Origin of the sequence: Methyloceanibacter sp. (genome assembly GCF_050999895.1) — a bacterium.
In the GTDB taxonomy this organism is placed as follows: domain Bacteria; phylum Pseudomonadota; class Alphaproteobacteria; order Rhizobiales; family Methyloligellaceae; genus Methyloceanibacter.
Window position 1 is genome coordinate 1 of sequence record NZ_JBPCOU010000001.1, and the last position, 8,662, is coordinate 8,662.

9 protein-coding genes are annotated in these 8,662 nt (G+C 61.1%); 8 read left to right on the forward strand and 1 reads right to left on the reverse strand.

All coding sequences use genetic code 11. From position 1 onward, the window contains the following. The 4 genes from ACR2J1_RS00005 to ACR2J1_RS00020 all read left to right on the forward strand — a co-directional run. The coding region (locus tag ACR2J1_RS00005) for a hypothetical protein (protein ID WP_434017289.1) at positions 1–207 on the forward strand (207 nt) is incomplete at its 5' end. 52 nt (positions 208–259) lie between these two features. Next, on the forward strand, positions 260–2,227 hold the full coding sequence (locus ACR2J1_RS00010; protein ID WP_434017290.1) for a polysaccharide biosynthesis protein: 1,968 nt from the start codon (positions 260–262) through the stop codon (positions 2,225–2,227). A gap of 4 nt (positions 2,228–2,231) precedes the next feature. After that, positions 2,232–3,242 carry a glycosyl transferase gene (locus tag ACR2J1_RS00015; RefSeq protein ID WP_434017291.1) on the forward strand — a complete coding sequence of 337 codons (1,011 nt, stop codon included), beginning with the start codon at positions 2,232–2,234 and terminating at the stop codon, positions 3,240–3,242. After that, entirely contained in the window at positions 3,242–4,183 is a 942-nt protein-coding gene (locus ACR2J1_RS00020; RefSeq protein ID WP_434017292.1) for an NAD-dependent epimerase/dehydratase family protein, read from the forward strand. The genes ACR2J1_RS00015 and ACR2J1_RS00020 overlap by 1 nt, the downstream gene beginning before the upstream one ends. On the opposite strand, the gene ACR2J1_RS00025 is transcribed toward ACR2J1_RS00020, so the two are convergent. After that, the gene (locus tag ACR2J1_RS00025; protein ID WP_434017293.1) at positions 4,170–5,294 is read right to left on the reverse strand and encodes a glycosyltransferase family 4 protein; all 1,125 of its coding nucleotides are present in this window, start codon (positions 5,292–5,294) and stop codon (positions 4,170–4,172) included. The two genes, ACR2J1_RS00020 and ACR2J1_RS00025, sit on opposite strands and share 14 nt — an antisense overlap. Before the next feature lie 136 nt (positions 5,295–5,430). Between ACR2J1_RS00025 and ACR2J1_RS00030 the strand changes: the two genes are divergently transcribed. The 4 genes from ACR2J1_RS00030 to ACR2J1_RS00045 all read left to right on the forward strand — a co-directional run bounded on the left by ACR2J1_RS00030 (position 5,431) and on the right by ACR2J1_RS00045 (position 8,656). Further along, positions 5,431–5,760, forward strand: a complete 330-nt coding sequence (locus ACR2J1_RS00030) for a hypothetical protein (protein WP_434017294.1) — start codon at positions 5,431–5,433, stop codon at positions 5,758–5,760. 294 nt (positions 5,761–6,054) lie between these two features. Next, a complete protein-coding gene (locus ACR2J1_RS00035) occupies positions 6,055–7,257 on the forward strand; it encodes a tyrosine-type recombinase/integrase (RefSeq protein WP_434017295.1) in 1,203 nt (400 codons plus the stop codon). Between the two features lie 129 nt (positions 7,258–7,386). Then, entirely contained in the window at positions 7,387–7,824 is a 438-nt protein-coding gene (locus tag ACR2J1_RS00040; RefSeq protein WP_434017296.1) for a hypothetical protein, read from the forward strand. 334 nt (positions 7,825–8,158) lie between these two features. Continuing rightward, positions 8,159–8,656 carry a hypothetical protein gene (locus tag ACR2J1_RS00045; protein WP_434017297.1) on the forward strand — a complete coding sequence of 166 codons (498 nt, stop codon included), beginning with the start codon at positions 8,159–8,161 and terminating at the stop codon, positions 8,654–8,656. Positions 8,657–8,662 lie beyond the last annotated feature (6 nt).

An 8,662-nucleotide genomic window follows, 5' to 3' on the forward strand; every position in this document is an offset into this window, starting at 1 on the left:
CAAGCCTTCGCCGGCTTTTTGTTGTCGGATGCTACAGCCTCCACGGCGTGGTTTGCCACCGGCGTGACTTTTTTGGGCATGCCCGACCTCAGGCGAGTCTGGAAAATCCTCGCCTTTCCGCTGGTTCCCGCGCTACCTTCACGTAGCTTTCGTTCCCACGGTGCTTCAGCTATGGTGCGGCGCACTCTCCATCTAAGAGATATCTGATGCGCATGGGATTTGTTTGAGGTCCCGTGCCCAGGCCTGTTCGGGGGGCCCGATGCGTCTAGCCGAATGGTTGATCGAGCGTCCGCGCTGGTTCAAGCGGTCCTTGCTCGTCGCCAACGATATTCTCATGCTGAGCATTGCGCTGTGGGCGGCGTATTCCCTGCGCCTAAGCCGGCCTTATGTGCCGAGCTCATGGAGCATGATGCTGCTCATGGCCGCCGCGCCCGTGATCGGCGTCATCACCTTCCATTTCCGTGGCCTCTATAAGCTTGTCACCCGCTTCATCGGTCCCGAGGGAACGACCCGGATCTACGTCGCCGTGGTCATGGCCGCGGGCGCCTGGGGCTTGGTCGTGCTGATGAGCGGCATGCCCAACCATCCGCGGTCGGTCGTCGTGATCTATGCGCTCGTCGCGGCGGGCCTTATCCGACTGAGCCGGCAATGGGCGGGCGCGCTGCTGCTGCGGGGTGCGCCTGAGCATAAACCCGTGAGTTTCGACGAGCGTAAATGCGTGATCATCTATGGCGCCGGAACCCTGGGCGTTCAGCTGCTGCGCGCGCTCAACGAGACCAGCCAATACAAAGCGGTGGCATTTATCGACAACGATCCGTCCCTTGCCGGCCAGATGGTGCATGGCGTGAAGGTTCTGCGGCCGGAAAAAATCGGCAGAACGATCGTCGAGCTAAACGTCAAAGAGGTGATGCTGGCGATGCCGTCGACGCTACGCAGCGAGCGGCGCGTCGCGATCCGGGCGCTGGAGCCCTACCCGGTGCTGGTCAAGACGCTGCCCGCGCTCGAAGAGATCGCCTCAGGTCATGTGGAAGTCACGGACCTTCGACCAATCGATGTCGAGGATCTTCTCGGACGCGATCCGGTCGCGCCGAACATGGAGCTGCTCTCGTCGAAGGTGCGCGGAAAGGTGGTAATGATCACCGGCGCCGGCGGCTCGATCGGCTCCGAGCTGACGCGCCAGCTGCTTCACCTCGGGCCGAAGACGCTTGTGCTGTACGACCTTTCCGAAGTTGCGCTGTACGACATCTCGATGGAAATCGAAGAACTCCAACGTCACGGCGACAAGGACCCGGAAGCGGCAATCCTCGGCCAGACGAGGATCGTGTCCGTGCTCGGCTCGGTGCTCGACCGCAAGCTCGCCGCGCGCGCCATTCAGGACTATGGCGTCGATGTCATTTATCACGCCGCCGCCTACAAACATGTGCCGCTGGTGGAGGCAAACCCGTTCACGGGTTTGCAGAACAATACGTTCGGCACGCTTGTGCTTGCGGAGCTCGCAAAGGAGCTGCGCGTCGAGCGTTTCGTTCTCATTTCGAGCGATAAGGCCGTGCGGCCGACCAATATCATGGGCGCAAGCAAGCGGCTGGCGGAGCTTATCTTGCAGGGGTTTGCGCAGGAGCCTGGCGTTTCAACCATCTTCACGATGGTGCGCTTCGGCAATGTGCTCGATTCGTCGGGCTCCGTCGTGCAGCGGTTCCGCAATCAGATCAAGCGTGGCGGACCCGTGACGGTCACCCATCCCGACATTATCCGCTACTTCATGTCGATCCCGGAGGCCGCGCAACTGGTCATACAGGCCGGAGCCATGGCGACCGGCGGCGAGGTCTTCGTGCTGGAGATGGGAACGCCCGTGAAGATCGCCGATCTCGCGCGCACCATGATCCATCTCTCCGGCCGCGAGGTGCGCGACGAGAACAACCCCGACGGCGATATCGACGTCGAATATATCGGGCTCCGACGCGGCGAGAAGCTCTATGAGGAACTTCTGATCGGCGAGAACACGACCGGCACCGGACATCCCCGCATCTTCAAGAATAACGAGCCGATACTGCCCTACGACGAACTCGTCATCGCGCTCGAGCGTCTCGAGGACGCCATTCAAAGGCTCGACGAGAGCGACATCCAGGACGTGTTGCGCGTCACAGTGGAGGGTTATGCGCCGGCTGCTGCCGGCCCGCCCGTCGCGGGCAAGGACGAGTGGCAGCCCCTTTCCCGTACGCTGCATTAAGGTGATGGTGCGAGAGCAGTTGGCGCTTTGGCTCGCCGCAGGCGCGGCAAGCGCGAGTCTGACGATCGGGCTTATCATTCTGACGAGGCCTTGGCTGAGCCGCTATTTGACAGCGCACCCGAACGCGCGTTCCTCCCATGCGGTAGCCACGCCGCAAGGCGCGGGCATCGCGGTGATGCTCGCCGTCCTCACGGTCTGCACCCTCGTGACCGCCATTTTGCCTCTGTCGGTCAGGCCGAGCCTGTTTCCCGTCCTGACGACCGCCATGGGCCTCACCGCGCTCGGTGCGCTTGACGACGCGCGTGCCGTTTCCGTGTCGTGGCGGCTGATGGGGCAAGCTTTCGCGGCTTTGGTGATCGTGTTGAGCGTGCCGGAGGACATCCGCGTTCTGCCCGCCTCCGTTCCCCTGGTTGCCGAGCGCGGAATGATCTTGATCGGCACCGTGTGGTTTTTGAACGCAGTCAATTTTCTCGACGGCATCGATTGGATGACGGTCGCCGAGGTGGTGCCCATGACGCTCGGCGTCGCCGTACTTCAATTGCTCGGGCTGTTACCGCCAAGCATCGGACTTCTGGCTCTCACGCTACTCGGCGCCATGATCGGCTTTGCGGTATTCAATAAGCACCCCGCTTCCATTTTTCTCGGCGACGCCGGCAGCCTGCCGGTCGGACTCTGCATCGCCTATATGCTGATTTTCGTCGCCGGAATCGATCTCACGGCGGCGGTGCTCTTCCCCCTCTACACGCTCGCCGACGCCACAATCACGCTCGGCCGCCGCCTGATCGCCGGGGAGTCCATTCTTACCGCGCATCGCTGCCATTTCTACCAACGCGCGGTGGTGCAAGGCTTGACGGTGCCGCAGGTGACCGCGCGCGTGTTCGTGCTCGGCCTCCTCCTGGCTGTCTTCGCGGTCACGGCCGCGCTCACACCGTCCGCCGCGCTCGACCTGGTGCTGCTGGTTGCCGGCGGCGCCGCAACCGCATTGCTGCTTGTACGCCTGGGGCAGCCTCGCTGATGTCGCGCAAGGTCCTCATCACCGGCGCATCTGGTTTCATTGGCCGGCGGCTCGTCGGCGCACTCGCCAAAGAGGGCTGGGACGTGAGAGCTGCCGGGCGGGATATGAATTCAATCCCGTCAGCCCAGCGCATAGAACGCGCGGCGCTGCCCGATCTTGCCAAGCCGGTCGACTGGTCGCCGCTGCTCGAGGGTGTGACGCATGCGGTGCATCTTGCGGGCCTCGCGCACGCGCCGGGCATGCTTCCCGACGAGGTTTACGAGCGCATCAATGCGGCCGCAGTCGGTGAAATCGCGACGGCGGCGCAAGGCGCCGAGCGCTTGGTGTTTCTGTCCTCCGTACGCGCGCAAGCAGGACTCTCGTCGGATCACGTTATCACCGAGGCGGATACTCCTCAGCCGACGGACATCTATGGCCGCTCCAAGCTAGCGGCGGAACGTCTCGTAGAGGGGAGCGGGACTGCCTTCACCATCCTTCGTCCCGCCGTGGTCTATGGGCCCGACGTCCAAGGCAATATTGCGAGCCTTGCAACGCTTGCGCGAACACCGATACCGCTCCCCTTCGGCGGCCTCGATAATCGGCGTTCGCTGTTGGCGCTAGAAAACCTGATCTCGGCGATCTCCCTCGCCCTCACCTCGTCACAGGCTGCCGGAGAGACGTTTCTCGTCGCAGACACCGAACCGATCAGCGTTGCCGATCTCGTTGCGGCGATGCGGGAGGGGCTTGGGCGCTCGCCGCATCTCATGAAGGTGCCCGCCGGGGCGGTGAAACGAATGATGGCATCCTTCGGCAAGGAAGCGGACTGGGAGCGCGTGTCCGGAAGCTTCGTCGTTGACGCTGCCAAGCTGCGCGGCATCGGGTGGCAGCCCAGCGTTGCGACGCGCGATGGCATTCGGCGCATGATGTGCGCGAGCGGCGGCAACGGCACTACGATGCCCTGAGCTGCTCGTAAAGCTCGACGGTCTGGCGGCCGATAGTGTCGGCCGAAAATTTTGTCTCGACCAGTTCACGTGCGCGCTTGCCGAATCGTTCGCGCAATGCCGCATCGCCCGCAAGTCTCGCCATGGCATCGGCGAGGGCATCGACATCGTCGACGGGGACGGTGAGCGCCGTTTCACCCTCGATGGCGATCTCGCGGCAGCCTGGCGCATCGGTCGCCACCATGGCGCGCCCACATGCCGCCGCTTCGAGAAGGCTCTTGGGGAGCCCTTCCCGGCGCGAGGCGAGCACGGCGAAATGCGCCTTGGCCCAAACCTCTTTGATGTCCGCGACATGGCCGAGCCAATGAATACCGAACGCACTCGCGAACTCGCGCAATTGCTCCGGCGCCAGCGAGCCGGGATTTTCCTTGTCGCAGTCGCCGGCAAGCAAGAGCTGGAGCGGAACGCCACCTGCCCGCAGCGAAGCGAACGCTTCGATGAGGGTGAGCACACCCTTGTCGGCAAGCATGCGACCAACATAGGCGGCGGTAACGGGAGGCGGCGGATCGGGCAGCGGCGTGAGCGCGGTCGTGTCGACGCCGGACCCCGGAATAACAACAATGTTCTCCGCCGGCACGCCCAGATCGAGTACGAAGCCGCGGTCGTCAGAGTTCTGTACGACGGTGCGGCTGCGTTGACGCTTCAGGAGGCGCGCGAGACCAAGGCGCACGGCGCGCCGCGCGAGCCCACTGACCTTCGCTTCCCCTATAAAGAGGGTGCCGACGCCGGTCAGGCTGTTCATCACGCCCCTCGTGGAGAGGAACAGGCTTGCCGCACTGCCGAGCAGCACCGGCTTCAGCGCCACATTGTGGAGAATGGCGGGCCGGATCTCGCGCAGGAGGCGTCTGATTTCCAGCACCGCGGCAATACTACCGAAGGGAGATACGCTGCCCCGGCTCCAGCCCAATGCATGGGGAATGAACCCCTCGCGGATGATGGCGTCTCGGCCCTGTGTGAGCCTTGTCGCCACGTGCACCTCGTAACCCGCTTCTTTCGCGGCGCGCGCCATCGGCAGTCGATGGGATAGGAAATACCAATCCTCGGTGACGAGATAGAGAATGCGCGGGGCCATAGAGCCGCGTTCTATCAGTGCATTGGGGAGGTGGCTCTATCTCTTTTCATCGCACATTTGCCGCCATTGGCCCGTTGCGGCCATCTCCGAATACGTTAAAATGGGTTAACTGCTTCGAACCGTTTCGGGGGAATCAATGAAGCGCATCGCCCTCTTTGGCGCTCTTGGACTGTGGTTGGCGGCACCGAGCGCCCATGCCTTCGAGGTCCAAAAAGAGCCGCCTGCAAATTCAGAGAGTTTGCAACTTCAGCTCGAGGAGACGCCGGACTTACGCGGCCCAATGCTTGGTCCCACACCAAGAATGCCCGGTGAAAAGGCCGAGGACTCCCAATTCCTGTATTCCAATAACTACGACTACGCTGGAGAACAGCTCATTCCTGGCCCGCCGCCGCAGGCGCCGGGCTGGATGCACTCGCTTTCGCCTTCGGCTGTCATGTCCAAGCCGGGCTATCGGATACGTCCGTAGGCACGAGAATCTCTTTTGATGATCGGACCCCCTACCGCGCGAGGCATCGATTCACTTGGGAGTTTGGTACCGCCGGGGTGTTGGTACCGCTGGGGGGATTTGAACCACCGACCTCTTGATCCACAATCACAATCGGCAGCTTTTCAGACCCTAACGGATCAACACATTCTAGGTGCACGAAAGCCTTACGCGCCTTGCCGTTTACCCTCCGAAGCGCTAACGTAGCATAACTCTAGGTAACAGGTCAAAACGTATCTCCTGAGTTACCTATGGTTCACTACGGAGCCGGTTAACTTGGTCAAACGGTCGCTTACGGATGCCGCGGTGAAGCGGCTCAAACCCCCCGATGCAGGCCAAATTGATGTGTTTGACCAAGGCTTCCCCGGGTTGGCGCTTCGTATCAGCTATGGAGGTCGCAAGGCCTGGACCTTCCATTACCGCATCGGCGGCAGGCTTCGGCGTTGCACGTTGGGCACCTACCCTGCCCTATCATTGGCAGAGGCGCGCGAGTCCTGGCGCAACGCCCGCAACGAGGCGCAATCAGGTCGAGATCCTGCAACGTCCCGCAAGAGAGATACCGGGGTCACCGACTTTGAGAGCGTCCTGGCGGAGTGGCTGAAGCGCGACCAGTCCGACAACCGCTCCCACGACGCTGTTAAACGGTTAATCGACAAAGACGCCACCTCGGCATGGAAGCATCGATCGGTGCTCGAGCTCGGGAGGCGGGACGTGCTGGACGTGATCGATTCAGTTGTCGACCGCGGCTCGCCTATCACTGCCCGGAGGCTGCACGCTCACCTTCATAGACTTTTCAGATGGGCAGTCGGTCGGGGCATTATTACGGCGAACCCGATGGCCGATTTGCCAAAACCGGGGAGTGAGACAAAGCGCGATCGGGTGCTCACCGATCACGAGCTTAAGGCTGTATGGCAAGCCGCCGCGAAACTCGGATGGCCTTTTGGTGCTGCTGTCCAATTGCTGATCCTGACAGGTGCGCGCCGGCAAGAGATCGGGGGGCTGCACTGGTCGGAGGTTGTGATTGTCGCAGAGGACCATAGCGTTGAGCTTCGGGGCGAGCGGACCAAGACTGGTGAGCCCCACACCATCCCATTGAGCAAGCCCGCGGTGACGATCATCGAAGCCTTGCCTCGAGTAGCCAAGTCGGGTCGCGACCAAGGCTCTACTGGATTGAGCGATTTGGTGTTCACCACAAATGGAGACACCCCAATCAGCGGATGGACAAAGGCGAAGAAGGAATTGCCTTCCTTCGATCCGCCATGGACCATTCACGATCTACGTCGCACCGTCGCTACGGGACTTCAGCGGCTGGGTTTTAGTCTCCAAGTAATCGAAGCCGTATTGGGTCATTCGAGCGGCAGCCGAAGCGGAGTGGTAGGCGTCTATCAACGTCACAGTTTCGATGCCGAGAAGCGAGTGGCGCTGGAGGCATGGGCAGAGCACGTCGCCCTAATTACCATTGGGAACGCTGCAAAGTGAAAGCGGAACAGCAGAAAGCATTGCAACTCATTGAGGGGATGATGGAGGGGTGGGGTCCGGTCCTTCAAAAAGCTTAAAGACGCAAATGTTGGTCAAACGGTGCCAACGCCAAATGCGGTTGAGTTTCTCATGCGGGCAGAGAACGATACCGCTTTTTGGTCGTCGATCGTAAAATCGGCGGAACAAAAATACACCGACCACGACGCCGTATGTGCGGTATGCCTCGAAGCTTGGGAGCTGATAAAAAGGGGGCTGCCACTACCTGAACCAATCAGCTCCTATGTAGCGAACATCTTAAGTCAAAAAATCGTCCACGCGGCGTCGCGACAAGGCGGAGCAGGTAGGAATGGCGTGCGCGATGCTTTTATTAGCCAAGCAATCCTTCAGTTGAATCGTGAGTTGGGGCTGCGTCCATCGCAGTCCTTTTCACTCGTGGCTCGGGTGCTCAAAAGCCATGGTCATTTTCTCACATCCAGGGGTGTTAGGGGCGTCTGGGAGCGAAAAATCCCTCGGGGCCATAAGTTCAGCAAGGGCCGCTTTGTAAAAAAGGCTGCGAAACGCAGCTAGAAGTTCGCCCACTTCCGAAGCCGGCGCAAAAAACGCCACAGGATTTTGGGTTATGTTGGGCCTATCGGTCTCGCTTCCTAAATCGCGTCCAACTGCAACAAGTTAGGACGCACGCCAATGCAATCTCACAGGAGCGAAGACGCTAGGTCGGATGTGTTTCTGTCCTCCCGCGATATGAAGCGACGTTACGGCAATGTCTCTGACATGTGGCTGTATCGTCGTGAGCACGACGAGAGTTTAAAATTTCCCAAGCCGATCCGGATCTGCGGTCGCCGCTTTTGGCGACTAGATGATCTTGTTACGTGGGAGAACTCACTGCAACAGGAGGCGGCCCATGCAAGCGCCTCCTAATGTGGAAACCCCGCCGCCGTGTGGGTACGGCGACGGGGCTCAGGAAATTGACCAGGCTGGCTACCGGATCGATCTTTCAAATAAGCCCAGCCACGCGGAAGCGCAAGACGTACTCACCGCTTTGTTGCATCCGCCGACGCGCGTACCGGGTGTGCCCTTCACAGGTCTCTACTCGGTAAGCTTCCGAGGCGAGTTCGTCGTCAAGGGCAGTCGCAACCCGGAATGCGATCTTGCGCTCGCATTATTCTCCCGCGGCATCACGGGCAGCGTTCAAATCATCGATGCCAACACCGGGGCGCACCGGTCCACCATCCCATCGGTGGAAAAGGCCGCAGGCTTCACCGTCGAGGAAGGCGACACCGGCCCACGCTTCGTAAAGCGTCGCCAGAGGTGTGTAGATCGACCGCTGACGGCCGAAACCGACAAGCCTGTAGTCAGAGTGCCTCACCGCCTTCCCATTGATGGGATGGCGCATCCATGACCGCTC

Excerpts from the sequence above, each read along its gene's own strand:
- ACR2J1_RS00010 (WP_434017290.1), top strand. The coding sequence starts at position 260 with ATGCGTCTAGCCGAATGGTTGATCGAGCGTCCGCGCTGGTTCAAGCGG.
- ACR2J1_RS00015 (WP_434017291.1), top strand. The coding sequence starts at position 2,232 with ATGGTGCGAGAGCAGTTGGCGCTTTGGCTCGCCGCAGGCGCGGCAAGC.
- ACR2J1_RS00020 (WP_434017292.1), top strand. The coding sequence starts at position 3,242 with ATGTCGCGCAAGGTCCTCATCACCGGCGCATCTGGTTTCATTGGCCGG.
- ACR2J1_RS00025 (WP_434017293.1), bottom strand. The coding sequence starts at position 5,294 with ATGGCCCCGCGCATTCTCTATCTCGTCACCGAGGATTGGTATTTCCTA.
- ACR2J1_RS00030 (WP_434017294.1), top strand. The coding sequence starts at position 5,431 with ATGAAGCGCATCGCCCTCTTTGGCGCTCTTGGACTGTGGTTGGCGGCA.
- ACR2J1_RS00040 (WP_434017296.1), top strand. The coding sequence starts at position 7,387 with ATGCGGGCAGAGAACGATACCGCTTTTTGGTCGTCGATCGTAAAATCG.
- ACR2J1_RS00045 (WP_434017297.1), top strand. The coding sequence starts at position 8,159 with ATGCAAGCGCCTCCTAATGTGGAAACCCCGCCGCCGTGTGGGTACGGC.